At 69.2% G+C, this 17,382-nt stretch carries 8 protein-coding genes; 6 read left to right on the top strand and 2 right to left on the bottom strand.

The genetic code is table 11. From position 1 onward, the window contains the following. Positions 1 to 426: 426 nt before the first annotated feature. On the bottom strand, positions 427 to 3,972 hold the full coding sequence (locus ID574_RS36905; protein ID WP_188193644.1) for an NB-ARC domain-containing protein: 3,546 nt from the start codon (positions 3,970 to 3,972) through the stop codon (positions 427 to 429). A 269-nt stretch (positions 3,973 to 4,241) separates the two neighbouring features. On the opposite strand from ID574_RS36905, the gene ID574_RS36900 reads away from it, so the two are divergent. After that, the gene (locus tag ID574_RS36900) at positions 4,242 to 7,265 is read left to right on the top strand and encodes an MGH1-like glycoside hydrolase domain-containing protein (protein ID WP_188193643.1); all 3,024 of its coding nucleotides are present in this window, start codon (positions 4,242 to 4,244) and stop codon (positions 7,263 to 7,265) included. A gap of 75 nt (positions 7,266 to 7,340) precedes the next feature. Here the strand turns inward: ID574_RS36900 and ID574_RS36895 are convergent, their stop codons facing one another. Next, a complete protein-coding gene (locus ID574_RS36895) occupies positions 7,341 to 10,970 on the bottom strand; it encodes a LamG-like jellyroll fold domain-containing protein (protein WP_223167459.1) in 3,630 nt (1,209 codons plus the stop codon). 351 nt (positions 10,971 to 11,321) lie between these two features. Here ID574_RS36895 and ID574_RS36890 point away from each other — a divergent pair, with 351 nt between their 5' ends. The 5 genes from ID574_RS36890 (at position 11,322) to ID574_RS36870 (ending at position 17,378) form a co-directional block, all read left to right on the top strand. After that, positions 11,322 to 12,347: a LacI family DNA-binding transcriptional regulator gene (locus ID574_RS36890; protein WP_188193642.1), complete on the top strand. Its 1,026-nt coding sequence runs from the start codon at positions 11,322 to 11,324 to the stop codon at positions 12,345 to 12,347. Positions 12,348 to 12,411: 64 nt separating this feature from the next. Beyond that, entirely contained in the window at positions 12,412 to 13,686 is a 1,275-nt protein-coding gene (locus tag ID574_RS36885; protein WP_223167458.1) for a sugar ABC transporter substrate-binding protein, read from the top strand. A 4-nt stretch (positions 13,687 to 13,690) separates the two neighbouring features. Beyond that, positions 13,691 to 14,635 carry a carbohydrate ABC transporter permease gene (locus ID574_RS36880; protein ID WP_188193641.1) on the top strand — a complete coding sequence of 315 codons (945 nt, stop codon included), beginning with the start codon at positions 13,691 to 13,693 and terminating at the stop codon, positions 14,633 to 14,635. Then, positions 14,632 to 15,447: a carbohydrate ABC transporter permease gene (locus ID574_RS36875; protein ID WP_188193640.1), complete on the top strand. Its 816-nt coding sequence runs from the start codon at positions 14,632 to 14,634 to the stop codon at positions 15,445 to 15,447. Before ID574_RS36880 ends, ID574_RS36875 begins: the two co-directional genes overlap by 4 nt. 26 nt (positions 15,448 to 15,473) lie before the next feature. After that, a complete protein-coding gene (locus tag ID574_RS36870; RefSeq protein WP_188193639.1) occupies positions 15,474 to 17,378 on the top strand; it encodes a glycoside hydrolase family 127 protein in 1,905 nt (634 codons plus the stop codon). Positions 17,379 to 17,382: the final 4 nt, after the last annotated feature.

The raw sequence follows: 17,382 nt of genomic DNA, 5'->3' as shown, positions 1-17,382 counted from the left end.
CCGAGGACGCCATGCGCCCTGGCCAGGACGGCGCCCGCCCGGCGCAGGTCCTGTCTCGACCTGGCGTCCGCCGCCCCGCCGGGCACGTACTCCAGCAAGGCCATCACGCCCTCCTCCAGGTGGAGCGCCAGCCGCCCGTCGGGCAGGGGGACCGGCACGTCACTGGGGACCCCGCCCCTCTGGACCCGGACGGCCACGCGCAGGCCGCCGAGGGACGCCGCGGAGGATTCGGTGTCGGCGAGCTTGGCGACGTACGGGTCCCCGGCGGGGGAGCGGACCAGCCAGGTCTACGAGTTCCACCCACCGGCGTGCTCCACCGACTCCATGGGCCCGTGCCACGCGCTCAGCACCGATCGCAGGCGTTCACCCATTCAGGCTCCTCCTCCACGGGTTCCTTCGCCGCGCCGGATCATCCGCCCCGCGGCATCAGGCCGAGTTCGGGCCCTCGGCCGCGAATCTGTACAGGCCTTTTGCACCGCTGACGCACAGGCTGTCGGCATCCGGAAACCACGCGCAGGAGCGCAACGGTCCTGGGAGTCTTGCCGCCGTCAAGCTGATAGCGCGTTTTGGATCCCAAAGACGCATCAAGCCGTCGGAATACGTTGTTGCCAGCAAGGCGCCATCGAAGGAAATCGCGACGCTCGCTATGGCGGAGTCATCCCTCTTGAGAACGCACTTGAGGATTCCCTTCGCATCCCACAGGCGCACTTCGCCGCTCATATCGGCAGAGGCGAGCCACGAGCCATTCGGAGCGATCGCCACCGATCGAACGCCGCTCTTGTGTCCATGGAGGATGCCCCGAGGCGTTCCGTCGGCGTTCCACGTGAGCAACCTCCCGTCCTCCGCGGCCGTAACCCACCAGGTGCCATCGGGTGCGATCGCGATGCAATTCACCCATAATCGGCTGCCGGACAACACCTCACGCGGCTCTCGGTAGGCCATATCCCAGACATGAACCGAGCCGTTCCACGCTGCCGCGGCCAGCCACGACCCGTCAGGCGCGATCGCCACCGCTGTGGCGCCGCCGGGGTGCCCGATCAGCGCCCCGCCTTGAGAACCGTCCGACCCCCAGATGCAAACCTTCCCGTCCCAGCCCGCCGAGGCGAGCCAGGATCCGTCAGCTGCTATCGACACCTGATTGACCCAGCGATCGTGTTGATTCAATATCTCTCGAGGTGTTCCGTTCGCGTCCCAAAGGCGGACGGAGCCGTCACTGCAAGCAGACGCGAGCCAGGTGCCATCGGGCGAAACGGCGACCGATCTGATGTCCACACCGCGACTGGCGGATCCCGCCTGCCAGAGGGTCCCGGATATCCACACCCGAAGACTTCCATCCAGGCCCCCCGACGCGAGCCACATGCCATGAGGTGCGATCGCCACCGTCGACACCCCACCACAGTTGTATTGGGCGACACGCTTTTTCGTCGCGTCCGCCGTCCACAACCGAAGAGATCCATCGAGCCCTCCCGACGCGATCCATTCACCATCGGGAGATATGGCTACGGAACGCACCGTACCCCGATGTCCGCGCAAGATCGCGCGCTCACGTCCGTCTGCCTGCCAAAGCTGAATGATGCCCGAGTCGCCCGCTGCGGCGAGCCAACCGCCATCTGGCGACACCGCCAAGTCGGACAAGCGCCGGGAGCGTCCGAAGAGCACCCGGCTGATGCCTCCGTTCTGGTCCCACAGTCGCACCGCGCCATCCGAGTCCGCCGAAACCAACCATGGCCCCCGAGCGGGAATGGCCAAACTCTGGACCTCGCCGCTGCGGGCGTGCAGACGCCCTCGCCGTGAGCCGTCGATCTCCCACAGCAAAATGGTTCCATCATTTCCAGCGGACGCGAGCCAGGAGCCGTCGTGCGATACGGCAACGGAATTGACCCGCCCCTGGTGAGCCTTCAACGACAAGAGTCCGGTTCCGTCCGCAGACATCATGTGAATGGCGCCCTTGTCGTCTCCGGCCACCACCCAGTCGCCGGAGGGCGCGATGGCCACAGACGTCATCCCGGCACTATGTCGAATAAGTGTCGTCTGCTCGAGTCCGCCCACGCTATATTTATTGAGCACTCCGTCAAGTCCCGCCGACACGAACCACGACCCTTCCGGCGCGACAGCTATCGCGGCTACGGCGGAGCGATGTCCTCGAGTCGACAACCATGAGTTGGGAGCCTCATCCGCGAACGGCCATTGTGGCCTCAAACGCCATGCCGACGATCGTGCCAGATGGTCATGGATACTCTTGGAGAACTCGGGTATATCGTGCAGGCGAGTCAGCAATGTGCCTGCCACGATGTCGCCCGTGTCGGCGGTGTTGAAAAGATGAGCATTTTGCAGAATAGCGCTGCCGAGCTTCTCGGCGAGCGGGGTCCGCATCTCCGCCAGGTCTTTCTCGGCGGCGAATACTCCGGAGCGAGTAATTCTATCCCTGAGCCACTCGAAATCGCTGACGAGGCGCTCCAGTCGGTCGGCCAGGCGGGCTTCCTTGAAGTGGTAGACAAGGTTGTCCATGAAGTAGTCGGAACCGATCGGCGACCGCCACCATCGTCGGTTCCTCGACGCCTCATGTGAGGAGACCTGAATTGCCTCAAGGAGAAGCTCGTTGCAGCGGGCGATACCCTGCTCCGTCAACGTCATTCGTGCGTATCTGCGAATGATCGAGTGAAGCTGGACGAGTTGGAGGCCGTCACTCCATCTCCTTGAGACAAGCGACAGCTCCTCCAGGCGTTCACAGAGTTGGGCTGTCTCCTTGGCTGCCAATCTTCCTGTGCGTGCCCAGAGAAATTCCACCACGCTCGTCGGTATCGCCGTGTCCTCGGGAAATATCGAAAGCTCCAGAAATCGCTGTCGCTCATCTGGCCCAAGAGTTTCGACGCTGTACTCCATTGTGTCGGCAACCAACTTTTCCCGCCTCGATCGTGACCGCGCATCGAAGGCGACCGGGCCTCTTTCCCTGAGATGTCCAATGGCCTGGTCTGCGGCAAGGCTGATGTCGCTTCCTCTCGCCAGATCCTCGCGCAGGCGCCGGTTCACCAGGCTCAGCAGCAAGGGCAGGCGGCCCGTGGCGTCGAGCAATTCGACTTCTGCCCTCCTCGGAAGTGCTGGTAGACCGCTGCCGAGAATACGTGAGGCCGTGTCGTCGTACAGTCGGTCCACGTCTACCGCTCGGGTGGAAACAGATAAGAGGGTGCGCATCCGGGTCGTGAACAAGAGGGAATAGGACGGCTCATTGGGCACGAGCAGCTCGAGAGCGCGGTCGTCCCATACGTCATCGACGACCAGCAGCGTCCTTTTACGCTCGGAGAGAGCTTGCCTGAGGTATTGGCTCGCCTGTTCGGGATCAGAGGTGGCTGGTCGTTCTCCGGTCATCACGCCCACTGCGTCATTGAGACGCTCTACCAGATCCCGGTCTTGTTTGTCGCGGCCCAACGTCATCCAGAGGATTCCGCCTTTGAAAAAGCGGCGAACATCAGGTCGGAAGCAGACAGCGGCGGCCAAGCTGGTCTTTCCTGACCCGCCATGACCGAATATCCCCACAACGAAGACGTTCTTCGTGCTACCGGCCGGATGGTGTACATTCGCCCATTTGTCGAGGACGATGCGAGCATCGAGGGGCTGAAACACGCGCTCGCGCTCTTCCTTTATGGAACCGGCAAGAGAGGACAATCGGCCCTGATCACCCATCAATGCTCTGATCGTCGCCGCAAGTTCAGGCCGATCAACCCAGGACTCCATTGCGGGCACGCTGAACAGCGCGCCCGCGCGGCGCCGCTCCTGCAGCCACGGGACGATCCACGTGAGTGAGCTGATCGCCAGGGCCAGCAGCGCGAGGCCCGCCACCCAGACCACCTTGTAGCTCACCACGGCGGCCGGAAGGTAGGTGCTCACGACATTGACCGGCAGGCCTACCAGGACCCCAAGAAGGCTGACCAGCACCAGCAACAGGCCTGGAAGTCTGTTCTTGGGACGTGCCATCGGTCACCTGGCCAGCCGCATGGGATACACCGATGGCGCATCGTATCTTGCACGGGACGGATGGCGCAGACCGTCGACGCATCGGGCCTGGCCATACAACGGTTGGTGATCCCGAGGCGAAGGATCGAGATCGGTCAGTGGTCACCTCGAAGGATCTTGTCTTTCGCTCGCGAATGGCCAATAGTTAAACACAATCAGTCAGATTCGATCGCCCTTGCGACCGGATCTGACTGATTCCCGTCACCCCCCGGAGCCAGCTTGAGGTGACCATGAGACGCACGGCTGCTGCGCTCGCCCTGCTCGCGACGCTGGTCGCGCCCACCGCCCTGATCCCCGGCCCCGCCTCCGCCACCCCCAAGGCGCCGCCTCCGGCGTACCCGGAGGTCGGCAGGGGCACCGCGTTCCTCGACCATCGCGCGTTGCTGTCGGGCCTCGCCGAGCCCGAGTGGTACGAGGCCAACATCCCCTTCCTGGAGGTGCCCGACCGGGAGATCCAGGACGTCTACTACTACCGCTGGAGCACCTTCAAACGGCACATCCGCTACACCGACTCCGCCACCGGCCACGTCATCACCGAGTTCCACCACGCCCCGGGGTACGCCGCGCCGCTCGGCGGCATCGTGGCCGCCGCCGGCCACCACGTGTACGAGGGCCGCTGGCTGCGCGACCGCCGCCCGATCGACGACTACCTCGCCTACTGGCTGCAGGGACCCGGCGCCGGCCCCAAGCCGAAGGAGGACTACGTCAATGAGGACACCGACGACTGGGCGCACCAGTACGCCTGGTGGGCGGCCGACGCCGCCTACCAGCGCTATCTGGTCACCGGCGAGGCGTCCTTCGTCGAGGGCCTGCTGCCCGACCTCGTCCGCCAGTACGACAAATGGGGCGGCCAGTACGACAAGGAGCTCGGCCTCTACTGGTCGGTCCCGGTGTGGGACGCGATGGAGTACACCGCCTCCTCGTACGAGACCGACCCCGCCGACCCCTACCACGGCGGCGCCGGTTACCGCCCGACGCTGAACGCCTACCAGTACGGCGATGCCAAGGCGATCGCCGCCATCGCCAGGATGCGCGGCGACCAGGCTCTGGCGAGGACGTTCGAGAAGCGGGCGGAGTCGCTGCGCGACGCGCTGCACCGCCACCTGTGGGACCCGGAGCGCTCGTTCTTCTACCACAAGGCCCGCGCCGACCTGGACCCGCAGCGCAAGCTCGTGTCGACCCGGGAGCAGATCGGGTTCGCGCCGTGGGCGTTCGGCATGGCCGAGCCCGGCACCGAGCGGGCGTGGGCACAGCTGCTGGACCCGCAGGGGTTCGCCGCGCCGTACGGGCCGGCGACCGCCGAGCGGCGCAGCCCGTTCTTCATGCGTGAGGCGTTCGTCGGCTGCTGCCGCTGGAACGGCCCGAGCTGGCCGTACTCCACCTCGACCACGCTCACCGCGCTGGCCAACCTGCTCAACGACCGCGACCAGGACGTGGTCACGGCCGCCGACTACTACCAAATCCTGCGCGGCTACGCGCTGACCCAGTACAAGAACGGCCGCCCGTACGTGGCCGAGGCGCACCACCCGGACGAGCCGCGCTGGATCTACGACGGCCCCGGGCACAGCGAGCACTACAACCACTCCACCTTCAACGACCTGGTGATCAGCGGCTTGATCGGGCTGCGCCCGCGGGCGGACGGAAAGGTCGTGGTGAACCCGCTGGCACCTGCCGAATGGGATCACTTCGCGCTGGAGAACGTGCCCTACCACGGTCACAACGTGACCGTCCTGTGGGACCGCGACGGCACCAGGTACGGCCAGGGCAAGGGCCTGCGCCTCTACGTGAACGGCAGGCTCGCCGCCGTGCGGCCCGGGCTCGGCGAGCTGACCGCCCGCGTGCCGGCCGCCGTCGCCCCGGACCGCCGCGAGCGGCTCGTCAACGACGCCGCGAACCCCCATGGCACCGGCCATCCCAGGCCGTTCGCCTCGTACACCAACGGCTTCGACGACGTGTGGGACGCCGTGGACGGGCGGATCTTCTACGACGACATCCCGCACAGCCGGTGGACCAACTACCGCTCCCCGAACCCCGAGGACCATCTCGGCGTGGACTTCGGGGTGCCGACCCGGGTGAGCGACGTACGGTTCCACGCCTACGACGACGGTGGCGGGGTGCGGGCGCCGGCGTCGTACCGGCTGGAGTTCTGGGACGGCGCGGCCTGGCGCGAGGTGCCGGGTCAGGTGCTCACGCCGGAGCGGCCGGCGGGAGCGGAGCTCAACCGGATCACCTTCCCGGAGCTGACGACGACCCGGATCCGGCTGGTCTTCGCCAACCCGCCGGGCGCGTACGTCGGCGTCACCGAGCTGCAGGCCTGGTCGCCCACCGCCGGCGACACGCGGCTGGACGCGGTCGTCACCGAGCACGCCCGGCCCGGCGCGCCCGCGACCGTGGCCACGACATTCGCCAACCGCGGCGGCAAGCCCGCCACCCGGGTCAAGACGGCGCTGGCCGTGCTGCCGGGCTGGTCCGCCGAGCCGGTCGGGCGCGCGGAGACGCCCGTCGTGCGGCCCGGCGGCGAGTTCACGGTCCGCTGGCGGGTGTCGCCGCCGCCCGGGACCACGTTGCGCGCCGGCATGTACCCGGTGCGGGCCCTGGCGACCTACGACCGGGCGGCGCGGGCGGTGAGCGCGTACGCGCAGGTGGAGGTGGCGCCCGACCCGGTCGCCTACCCGAAGGCCGAGGTCCGGGACACGTTCGCCACGGACACCTCGGCGGGCTACACCGTGCACCGGCCCTTCGACGGCGAGGCCGCGCCGGCGATCGCGGTCGGCGGCGGCCGGTTCGCCGGCAGCGGTGCCCAGCCGTACTTCGGTCTGGTCACCGGACCGGCCGGGCCGTCGTCGGCCGAGGCGATGAGCATGGTGACGGCCGGGTCGTTCGCCGGGACCGGCAGCCCGGAGGACAGCGTGTTCGTCGGCTGGGTCAAGGACAAGGACAACTACGTGACCGCCTGGTACAACCACACGCGCCAACAGTCCGGCATCAACGTGCGGGTCGGCGGCCGGTTCCTGGACACGCCGGGCGACGCCGCGCTGACCCTGAAGCCGGGCGACCGGTTCGCGCTGGTGCTGTCCGGCGACACCATCACCTCCTACGCCCACGCGGACGGCGCGTGGCGGCGGCTGCGCACGGCCGGCATCGGCGACACGCTCGCCACCCCGCAGGCCCGCGCGGGCTACCGCCACGGCTTCGGCCTCCGCGCCACCTCGGGCACGATCGCGGTCGCGGGGCTGGAGGGCCGGAGCTCCTGACCCGCCGCCCGCCGGCCATGACGAGCCCGCCCGTGCCCCGGGGTCTCCGGTGCACGGGCGGGCTCGGTCACCTGGTCAGCCGCTGTAGGGAGCGACCGTGATCTTGTCGATGTTCGGGGCGTACTGCGAGCGCAGCAGCACCCCGGGGAAGGTCTCCGACGCGTACGTCTTGCCGTCGAAGTTCGGCAGCTCCTCGGCGGAGAACCGCACCGTGTTCGCACCCTCCTTCAGCTCCACCGGGACCGTGAGCTCCCAGAAGTTGTTCTCGTGGAAGGAGTGCGGGAACAGGACGCGCTGCGGGGCGGCGCCGTTCACCGAGATGTCGGCGTGCCGGGCGAGCGGATCCGGGTTGTAGTGCGTCGCGGGCGACTGCTCCGGGTTGGAGTAGCGGACACGCATGGCGTACGTGCCCGGCTTGTCCGCCTGCACCGCGAAGGTGAGCGTGTTGGCGTTGCCCGGCGTGCCGCCGACCCCGGTGACCGCGGACTTGCCGCTGGCCAGGGTGAGCTGCGACGCCTTCGCCGTCCCCGCGAGCTGGGCGGACTCCGCCTCGTACGCGGTGCCCGGCAGCGCGTCGGCGGCCGCGCGCACCTCCAGACGGTCGATAAGGCTGGCGCCCGTCCTGGCGGTTACCGTGACCTTGTTGATGCCGCCGGACAGCGACACCGTCCTCGTGGCGGCGCCGCGCCGGGCGTCGTCCATCACCTGGATGCCGTTGACGGCCACCGCCGCCTTGCCGCGGAGCATCTTCAGGTCGAGGGTGGCCGCGGCGTCCCGGGCGGAGTAGACCCAGAACGTCGCCGACTTCCCGCGACCGGCCGCCACGGCGCCCGAGCCGCCGACGCCCTCGCCCTTGACGTCGTAGGCGATGCGGGCCCCGCCCAGGTCGGCCAGCTCGGCCTCGTAGATCGAGGTCGCCGCCGCCGGGTTCGCCAGCGACAGCCGGATCCGGTCCACGATCGCATCGCCCTTGGTCGCCTTCGTGCCGTCGAGGCTCCGCGCGGCCAGGGAGATCACGTGCTTGCCCGCCTTGAGCTCCACGGTGGTGTCGGCGTGGTCCCACACGACCCACTTGTAGCCGAGCGGCAGGAACAGCTCCTGCTCGGCGGCGCCGTCCACGCGGAGGAAGACGTTGGTGGGCCCCTGCTCGCGCACCCGGTCGAAGGTGTTGAGCGAGTTGGCGAAGACGCTCAGGTCGTAGCGGCCGTCCTGCGGGACCTCGACGGTGAAGTCGAGCACCCCGTCGGAGCCGGTCCGCAGCCCGCCGACGTTGAAGCGGCCGGAGGTGTAGAACTTCGACACGTCCGAGGGCGAGCCCTCGGGGCCGTTGCGGCTGTAGCCGCCGCCGGTGTACTTGGCGTCCTCGGCCTCGTACGACTGCTCCCACAGCTTGGGCGCGGGCGCCGTCACCGTGCCCGTGCCCGCGGGGCTGAGCACGATCTCGTACGCCGACGACTCCTTCAGTCGCGGCAGGTCGCCGCTGCCGAAGTCGAACACCACGGTGCCGTCCTCGACCTTGACGTCACGCTCGGCGATGATCTCCGGCTGCGCCGAGTCGCCGATCTGCCCCGTCCATGGGATCTCGCGGATCCAGGCGTGCACGCCGGCGCCGAAGACGCCGGCGGGGACGTTCTCGAAGCGGATGTGCCCGGCGCTGCTCGCGCCGCCGAAGATCGCGCGGGCCTGCTTCTTGGCCGGGTCGAGCGTGGCGACGCCCTGCAGGGTGTAGTTCTGCCCCGGGAACGGCGGCGTGACCTGCACGGTGTGCCCGCTCATGCTGCCGTAGGCGTTGAGCAGCCACCACTGGCCGTTGGCGCGGTTCGCCTGCACGGCGGAGTCGGAGAGGTTGCCGTCGATGTTCCAGTACGCGATGTCGGCGTCGACCTTCGACTCCTCGATGGCCGACACCCACTGGATCATCTGGCCGGGCACCGAGGTGTGGTAGTTGAAGGCGTACTCGTTGACGTTGATCGGCAGCTTCTTCCCGGCGTACTTCGTGCCGGCGAAGACCTCGGCCTCCATGTCGCGGTAGCGCTTGACGCTCTGCCGCACCTGCTCGGGGTGGCTGAGCTCGTGCCAGGTCATCACCTCGGGCACGGTGCCGGCCTGGACAGTGTGCTGCAGGAAGCCCTTCACCTGGGAGTAGAGCACGCTGGTGTTGGGGCCGGCGATCCGGGCGTCGGGCATCTTGCCCTTGATGAGCGCGTGGACCTCGTCCCACGCCTTGAAGTAGTCCGTCGGGTCGTTGAGCCAGCTCTTGCGGTTGTAGCTCCACTCACCGGTGCCGAACATGTTGCCCTCGGGCTCGTTGAACGGCACGAAGACGATGTTGTCCTGATATTTCGGGTCAAGCTGGAGAACCTGGTCGACCTGCTTGGCGATCTTCTCCTTGTACAGGTCCATCTTCTCCTGCGGCGTGCTGCCCGGCCACTGGTACGGGAAGCCGCGGTGGATGTCGGTCATGTAGATGTACACGTCGCCGTTCGTGCTGTCGGCGAGCGGCTTGACCACTTCCAGGGCGTCGGCGCCCGGGTGCTGCGGGCCGTCCTGGGCCTTGGTCGAGACCGTGCGCAGGCGCATGCCCTCGATCAGGTTGTTCGTCGGCACCCCCGGCCCGTACAGCCCGTACAGCGTGCCGGACGCGCCGCCGTGGAAGGCGCCGGTGTCCTTGGCCAGGTCGATGACGAGCTGGCCCTCGCGGACCACGGTGACGTTCGCCGTGACCGGCTTGCCGCCGGCCGTGCCGGTCGCGGTGAAGGTCCCGGCCTTGGCGTAGTCCTCGGGTTTCACGGGCGACCAGGTGATGGGCAGGTCGCGGTCGTAGCCGTCGGAGAACGTGGCGCGGACCGCGGCCGGCAGGGGCGGCGCGGTGCCGATGGTCGTCCGCACCGCGAACGTGTCCTGCGTCAGGCCCGTCGCCGCCGGCGTCTGACCGCCGGCGAGGGCTGCCACCTGCTCGGCCGTCAGCGCGGCCCCGTAGACGCGGAAGTCGTCGATCGCGCCGTCGAACAGCGGGTCCTGGTAGAACGAGCGCCCGATGAACCCGGCGGACGTCGTGGCGGCGTCGATCAGCTGCGCGGCCGTCACGTTCGTGGCGGCCGAGGCGACGGCGGCGCCGTCGAGGTAGGTGGTCACGCGCTTGGCGGCCGTGTCGAGGGTGACCGTCAGCGTCTTCCAGGCGTCGGCCGGCAGCGGGGCGTACCCGGTGACCTTGGCCTCGCCGCCGCCGCCCGAGGTGGTGATCGCCGTGCGCAGCAGGCCGTCGCCGTTGTACGGCGTGGAGAACAGGTAGCGGTTGGTGTCCTTGCCGAGCGCGTAGATCCACTGCCAGGGGGCGGTGGTGCCGTCCCACTTCACCCGCGCCGACACGGTCAGGTCGGTCTTGTCCTTGATCGCGGCCAGTGGAAGCCGCACGTACGCGCCGTTGGAGGTGGGAGCCCCGCCGGGCAGGCTGAGCGCGTGACCTCCTCCGGCTCCCTCGACCAACGCCGCGGTGGAGCCGTTGACCAGCGTCCCGTGCAGCCCGTTGCCGGAGGAGTCGGTGACGGATCCGGTGGTGACGTCGTCGGCGTCGAACTCGTAGACGAGCACGGGAGCGGGCGGATCGGCGCTGGCCGCGTCCGCGACACCCGTGGTTAACGCGATGGTGAGGGCGGCCGGGAGGAGCCCGGCGCGCATGGCCTTGGTGATGCTCGGAGATGTCATCACATGTCCCTCTGAATGTGAGCGCTAACAAACCTGAGGGAGTCGATCAGCAACGCAACTGAGGGTTTCGCGTAGGTTACGTAGCCGCGTCCCGCACGTCAATGGGCCGATCTTTGGTGTTTCCTACGTGTCACGATTCGGTATCGCCGCCGATGTCCGCTCTTGACGCCTGCCATCTGGTGGAGAAACAGTCGAGCCACATCGTTGAACCGGTTCGCTCGCTCCGGTGATCGCACGTTGACGCCGGTGTGGCGTAAGCCTGTGAACCCCCAGGAGAAGGCGCCATCCGGTCAGCGATGCGAGGGAGTCTGCAACGCAACTGTCGAACCGGTTCAATGATCGGAGGTGAGAGTGGCGACGATCGGAGACGTGGCCCGGGAGGCCGGGGTGAGCCGCAGCACGGCGTCGTACGCGCTGTCGGGCAAGCGGCCCATCTCGGAGGAGGTCCGCCGGCGCGTGCTGGCGGCCGCCGAGGCGCTCGCGTACACGCCGAACGCCGGCGCCCGCGCGCTCGCCACAGCCCAGACCAAGGTCCTCGGTCTGCTCGCGCAGTTCCACGAAGACGAGTTCGCGCCCGCGATGCTGCAGTACATCCTGGGCGTCACGGACACCGCCCGCGACCTCGGCTACGACACGCTGCTGGTCACCGAGGCCGACGGCGCGCGGGCTCTGCGGCGCATCACCGATTCCCGCATGGTCGACGGCGTCGTCCTCATGAACATCGCGCAGGACGACGCGCGGCTGCCCATCCTGCGCGCGGCGCCCCAGCCGGGCGCCCTGGTGGGTCTGCCGGGCGACTGCTCGGGGCTCGACGTGTTCGACCTCGACTTCGAGGAGGCCGGACGGGTGATGGTGGACCACCTCCACCGCCTCGGCCACCGCGAGCTCATCCTCATCTCGCACCCGGAGCACGTGGTCGAGCGGGGCGGCGCGTACGTGTGGCGGCTGCGCGACGCCGCGCTCGAACGCGCCCGCCAGCTGGGCGTCACCCTGCACGCGGTGTACGGCGAGTCCCGGCAACCGGCCGTGGGCCGCCTGCTCAACGGCCTGCTCGACGCCTACCCGGCGGCGACCGGCCTGCTGATCAACAACGAGGCGGCCGCGGCGGCGCTGCCCTCCGTCACCTACGCGCGAGGGCTGCGGGTGCCCGAGGACCTGTCGGTCATCGGGCGCTACTCCGCCGAGTTCGCCGCGACCTTCTCCCTGTCCTATTCGTTCATCGAGAGCGCGCCCGACCGCCTCGGATCCATGGCGGTGCGCCAGCTCGTCCGCCGCGTGGAATCGCCCGCGGCGCGAAACGAGCCGTTCGTCGTGCGCTTCATCTCGCCCGAGCTGGTCTCCCGCGGAAGCACCGCACCCCCCAGAAACGCCCGTTAGACCGCGGGCCACGACCCATCCCTTCCGGCGCGCTCCCGTGTGAGCGCTAACATTGGAGGAATCGATGAACCGTCCGTCGATGTCCACGAGGGCGGCCGTCTTCGGAACCGCCGTCCTGGCGCTGTCCGCTCTCGCCGCCTGCGCCTCCGCTCCCCAGGGTGGCGGCACGACCACCGGCGCCACCGCCTCCGGCGGCGGCGCGTACACGTGGTGGGACCCCTATCCGCAGCACGACGCGAACTCCGCGTGGGCCAAGCGGGTGAACTCCTGCGGCCAGCAGGCCGGCGTCACCATCCAGCGCACCGCCTACGACACGACCGCGCTGACCAACCAGGCCCTGCTCGCCGGCCAGGAGGGCAACGCGCCGGACGTCATCCTCCTCGACAACCCCGCCGTCTCGACGCTCGCGGACGCCGGCATGCTCACCACGATGTCCGACTTCGGCCTGGACACCTCCAGGTTCGACAAGAACCTCATCGCCGCCGGCGAACTGGACGGCAAGGCCTACGGCATCCCCATCGGCGCCAACACCCTCGCCCTCTACTACAACAAGAAGATCCTCGACGACGCCGGCGTCGACCCGGCCTCCATCAAGGACTGGGCCTCGCTCAACGCGGCGCTGAAGAAGGTCAAGGCCGCGGGCAAGAAGCCGATCACGTTCTCGGCCATCGGCACGGAGGAGGGCTCGTTCCAGTTCCTGCCGTGGTTCTGGGGCGCCGGGGCGCAGCTCACCCAGCTCGACTCGCCGCAGGCCGTCGAGGCGCTCAGCCAGTGGACCACGTGGGTCAAGGACGGCACCGCGCCCAACTCGGTCATCAGCAACTCCCAGAACACCACCTGGGAGGAGTTCCTGACCGGCGAGTTCGCCTTCGCCGAGAACGGCACCTGGCAGATCAACAGCGCCGCGAAGGCCGACTTCCCCACCGGCATCGTCCAGATCCCCGGAAAGGACGGCGGGGTCGCCCCCACCCCCACGGGCGGCGAGTTCATCACGGTCCCGGTGCAGAAGGACACCAGCCGCTACACCGCCACCAAGAAGATCCTCGAGTGCATGACCACGCCCGAGGGCCTGGTGGAGACCGGCACGACGTTCGCCTACTACATCCCCTCCACCGCCGAGGGGCAGAAGGCGATCCTCGACAAGGAGCCGACCCTGAAGCCGTGGGTCGAGGCCGTGCAGTCCGCCAAGGGCCGCACCAGCGACAACCTCGGCACCAAGTACCCGAAGATCTCAGAGGCGATGTGGACGGCGGTGCAGAAGTCGCTGAGCGGCGCGGCCAGCCCCGCCGACGCGCTCAAGGAGGCGCAGGCCCAGGCGAAGCAGGCCACCGGCAACTGATCCGATGACTTCTCCGCAAACCGGAACGATCACGGTGCGGCGGGCGGCGCACCCGTCGCCCCCGCGGCGGCGCTCGCCGCGGTGGACGGCCTTCGCCTTCCTCGCGCCGCTCGTCGTCTACCTGATCGTCTTCTACGCCTACCCGCTCTACCGCAACATCGAGCTCAGCGTGCACGACTACACGCCGCGCGCGTTCGTGCAGGGCAACCCCGAGTTCACCGGCTGGGAGAACTACCGGAACATCCTGTCCGACGACACCTTCCTGCGGGCGCTGCGCAACACGGCCGTGTTCACGCTCGGCTCCATCGCCGTGCAGTACGCGCTCGGGCTGGCCCTCGCGGTCTTCTTCCACCGCAACTTCCGCCTGTCCGCGGTGCTGCGCGCGATGTTCCTGGTGCCGTGGCTGCTGCCGCTGATCGTCTCGGCCTCGACCTGGTCGTGGATGCTCAACAGCGAGAACGGCATCGTCAACGCGGCCCTGCAGGCGTTCGGGATCGGCCAGATCAACTGGCTCACGTCCCCCGACACCTCGCTGCTGTCGGTGACCATCGCCAACATCTGGCTCGGCATCCCGTTCAACCTGGTGATCCTCTACGCCGGGCTGCAGAACATCTCCGCCGACCTGTACGAGGCCGCCGGCCTGGACGGAGCGAACGCGTGGCAGCGGTTCTGGCGCATCACCTTCCCGCTGCTGCGCCCGGTGTCGGCGATCACGCTGCTGCTCGGCCTGATCTACACGCTCAAGGTCGTCGACATCATCTGGATCATGACGAAGGGCGGCCCGGCGGACGCCTCGGCGACGCTCGCCATCTGGTCCTACCGCGAGGCGTTCGGCACCGGCCAGCCCGACTTCTCACCCGCGGCGGCCGTCGGCAACATCCTGATCCTCATCGCCTTCGCCGCCGGGCTCCTGCACGTGCACCTGCAGCGCAAGGAGGAACGCGCATGACCCCCAGGTCGTGGTGGAGGACCGCGCTGGGCGTCGTCCTCGTCGCGCTGATGCTCTTCCCGGTCTACTGGATGTTCAACGTCTCGCTCACCAAGACGGGTGACATGCGGGCCGATCCGCCCCACTGGTTCCCCTGGGACCCCACGTTCGAGGGGTACGCCGCGGCGTTCACCCAGCAGCTGCCGGCCCTGGCCACCAGCCTGTTCATCGGCCTCGGCACGGTCGCGCTCACGCTCGTCGTGGCCCTGCCCGCCGGCTACTCCCTGGCCAAGCTGCGGCCGCTCGGCGGGCGCGGGATCGACTTCCTGCTGCTGGTCGCGCAGATGATCCCCGGCGTCGTCATGGCCATGGGCTTCTACGCGATCTACATCAGGCTCGGCATGCTCAACACCGTCGCGGGCCTCATCGTGGCCGACTCGACGCTGGCCGTGCCCTTCGGGGTGCTGCTGTTCCGCGCGTTCATGGCGAGCATCCCGGCCGAGCTCATGGCCGCGGCGCAGATCGACGGGGCGAGCACGTGGCGCACGTTCCGGTCGATCATCCTGCCGCTGAGCCGCAACTCGGTGATCACGGTCTCGCTCTTCACGTTCCTGTGGGCGTGGTCGGACTTCATCTTCGCCTCGACCCTCAACCGCAACAGCGACGTCATCCCGATCACCCTCGGCATCTTCCGCTACATCGGCAACAACACCACGCAGTGGAACTCGATCATGGCGACCGCCGTGATCGCGTCCATCCCCGCGGCCTTCCTCCTCGTCCTCGCGCAGCGCTACATCGCCGCCGGGGTCACCGCGGGCGCCGTGAAGGACTGACCACCATTCATCGAAAGGCTCACCACATGACCAGCCCCGTGCTGCCGTCCCACGGCCGGGTACGCCCCCTCGGGCTCGCGCAGGTCTCCATCACCGGCGGATTCTGGGGGAGCCGGCAGGCCGTGAACGCCACAGCGACGCTCGCCCACTGCGAGGAGTGGATGGAGCGCCTCGGCTGGCTCGCCAACTTCGACCGCGTCGCCGACGGGACCACCGGCCCCGACCGGCCCGGCTGGTGTTTCTCCGACTCGGAGGTCTACAAGCTCCTGGAGGCCCTGGCCTGGGAGACCGCACGTACCGGCGATCAGGAGGCGGAGGCGGCGATCAAGCGGCTCACCGTCCGCATCGGCCGGGCGCAGGACCCGGACGGCTACCTCAACACCTGCTACGGGCACGGCGAGCAGCCGCCGCGCTACAGCGACCTGGAGGGGGGCCACGAGCTCTACAACATCGGCCACCTGCTGCAGGCCGCGGTCGCCCGGCTGCGCACGCACGGCGAGGACGAGCTGGTGCGCATCGCCCGGCGCGCCGCCGACCACGTGTGCCGGACCTTCGGACCGGACGGCATGCCCGGAATCTGCGGGCACCCGGAGATCGAGGTCGGCCTGGCCGAGTTCGGCCGCGCCGTGGGGGAGGACCGCTACGTCGAGCAGGCACGGCTGTTCCTCGACCGCCGCGGGCACGGGACGCTCAAGGACATCCCGCTGGGACGCGCCTACTTCCAGGACGACATCCCGATCAGGGAGGCCGAAGTCTGGCGCGGCCACGCCGTGCGCGCCCTCTACCTGACCGCCGCGGCGGTGGACGTCGCCGTCGAGCGCGGCGACGACGAACTGCTGCGCGCGGTGGAGCGGCAGTGGGAGCGCTCGGTCGCGCGCCGCACGTACATCACCGGCGGCATGGGCTCGCGCCACCAGGACGAGGGCTTCGGCGAGGACTGGGAGCTGCCGCCGGACCGGGCCTACTGCGAGACGTGCGCCGGCGTCGCCTCGATCATGGTCTCCTGGCGCCTCCACCTGGCCACGGGCGACGTCCGCTACACCGACCTGATCGAGCGCACGCTCTACAACGTCATCGCGACCTCCCCGAGCCCCGACGGCCGGGCGTTCTTCTACGCCAACCCCCTCCACCAGCGCACGCCGGGCAGGCCGGTCGATCCGGACGAGGTGAGCCCGCGCGCCGAGGCAGGAGTCAGGGCCGCCTGGTTCGACGTCTCCTGCTGCCCCACCAACGTCGCCCGCACCCTGGCCGGCCTGAACGGTTACCTCGCCACGACCGACGACGACGGCCTGCGGATCCACCAGTACGCCCCCAGCGCCCTCCGCGCCGAACTACCGGACGGGCGCCGGGTCGCCGTGGACGTCGAGACCGACTACCCGGCGAGCGGGACCGTCCGCGTCCGGATCGCGGCCGACGCGTCCGAGCCCTGGACGCTCGCCCTGCGGGTCCCCGCCTGGGCCGCCGGCGCCACGCTGACCGAGGACGGGCGGACGCGGCCGGTCGAGCCCGGCATGGCGGAGGTCCGGGGGGCGTTCCGCGCCGGCGAGGTGATCACCCTCGATCTGCCGATGGAGCCCCGCTTCACCTGGCCGGATCCGCGCATCGACGCCGTACGCGGCTGCGTCGCCGTCGAACGCGGCCCCGAGGTCCTGTGCGTCGAGTCCCACGACCTGCCGGACGCCGACGGGCTCGACGCCCTCGCCGTCGACGCCCGCTCCGTGCCGCCGGCCGAGCCCGGCGGCGCACGGGTCCGCGCCCGGCTGCGTGACCCCGCCGACCGGCCGTGGGCCTATGGCCCCGGCGCGGCCGCCCTCGCGCGGGACGCCGAGTGGTTCGACGTCCCGCTGCGCCCCTACCACTCCTGGGCCCATCGCGGCCCGTCCCGCATGCGCGTCTGGTTGCCCGTGTCCCCACCCCCCGAAGGAGAGTGACGCG

This window comes from Nonomuraea sp. SYSU D8015 (assembly GCF_008065375.1).
Lineage (GTDB): Bacteria > Actinomycetota > Actinomycetes > Streptosporangiales > Streptosporangiaceae > Nonomuraea.
The sequence above is the reverse complement of the archived record's forward strand: the minus strand, read 5'-3'. Positions and strand labels throughout refer to the sequence as shown.

Bases quoted from the DNA above. Each gene is read 5' to 3' on its own strand.
- ID574_RS36905 (WP_188193644.1), bottom strand. From the start codon at position 3,972: ATGGCACGTCCCAAGAACAGACTTCCAGGCCTGTTGCTGGTGCTGGTC.
- ID574_RS36900 (WP_188193643.1), top strand. From the start codon at position 4,242: ATGAGACGCACGGCTGCTGCGCTCGCCCTGCTCGCGACGCTGGTCGCG.
- ID574_RS36895 (WP_223167459.1), bottom strand. From the start codon at position 10,970: ATGACATCTCCGAGCATCACCAAGGCCATGCGCGCCGGGCTCCTCCCG.
- ID574_RS36885 (WP_223167458.1), top strand. From the start codon at position 12,412: ATGAACCGTCCGTCGATGTCCACGAGGGCGGCCGTCTTCGGAACCGCC.
- ID574_RS36880 (WP_188193641.1), top strand. From the start codon at position 13,691: ATGACTTCTCCGCAAACCGGAACGATCACGGTGCGGCGGGCGGCGCAC.
- ID574_RS36875 (WP_188193640.1), top strand. From the start codon at position 14,632: ATGACCCCCAGGTCGTGGTGGAGGACCGCGCTGGGCGTCGTCCTCGTC.
- ID574_RS36870 (WP_188193639.1), top strand. From the start codon at position 15,474: ATGACCAGCCCCGTGCTGCCGTCCCACGGCCGGGTACGCCCCCTCGGG.